The organism is Vibrio sp. EA2 (genome assembly GCF_033042495.1).
Lineage (GTDB): Bacteria > Pseudomonadota > Gammaproteobacteria > Enterobacterales > Vibrionaceae > Vibrio.
On the sequence record NZ_JAWLID010000061.1, the window covers coordinates 1 to 605 of the forward strand.

Annotated in this window: 2 protein-coding genes; both read right to left on the bottom strand. The window is 41.3% G+C overall.

The annotated features are described in order from the left end of the window. Window positions 1–239 (bottom strand): type II toxin-antitoxin system RelE/ParE family toxin (locus RXX31_RS24765; protein WP_317592216.1); only part of this gene is annotated, 239 nt, incomplete at its 3' end. Further along, window positions 236–517, bottom strand: coding sequence for a type II toxin-antitoxin system Phd/YefM family antitoxin (locus RXX31_RS24770; RefSeq protein ID WP_025527476.1), 282 nt, complete (start codon window positions 515–517; stop codon window positions 236–238). The genes RXX31_RS24770 and RXX31_RS24765, both read right to left, overlap by 4 nt. Between the last annotated feature and the right edge of the window lie 88 nt (window positions 518–605).

A 605-nucleotide genomic window follows, 5' to 3' on the forward strand; every position in this document is an offset into this window, starting at 1 on the left:
ACACGAATTTCGTGGCTTAAACTGTAAATAATACGATAGTGACCGAAAATGATTTCACGATAGTTTGTATGGGGCATTTCAGGAACGAAACGCCCCATTTCAGGCATACTGCTGAGTAACTCAGTTTTATCGAAAACCTCATTTACCCACTTTTCAGCAGCAGACGGATTGTCTAACGAAATAAACTCAGCCGCATCACCGAGCTTTTGAAGAGCTAAGGGAGACCAAACTACTTTCATTTCTTAATGCGCCCTAACACCTGAGCTCGCGCATCCTCATTTGAAACACCAAGACCTGAAGCTAATTGAGCTTCTGCTGTGCGCATTTCTTCCAATAACTCTATTTTCTCTTGCATTGCTTCGTATTCCGCAACATCAAGAACAACAGCAACACCTTTACCGCGTTGTGTAATTACCAACGGACGACGAGTCTCATTGATTTGTTTGATGTAAGAAGCTACACCGGCACGAAACTCAGATAGCGGCTGAATATCTTGATCGAAATGAATGCGACTCATGTTGAACCTCAATTAGTACAAAGTAACGTACAAATAATAGTTCAACTAATAGTTATGAGCAAGAACTTGATACTGTGTTATAACGCCC

Excerpts from the sequence above, each read along its gene's own strand:
- RXX31_RS24770 (WP_025527476.1), bottom strand. The coding sequence starts at position 517 with ATGAGTCGCATTCATTTCGATCAAGATATTCAGCCGCTATCTGAGTTT.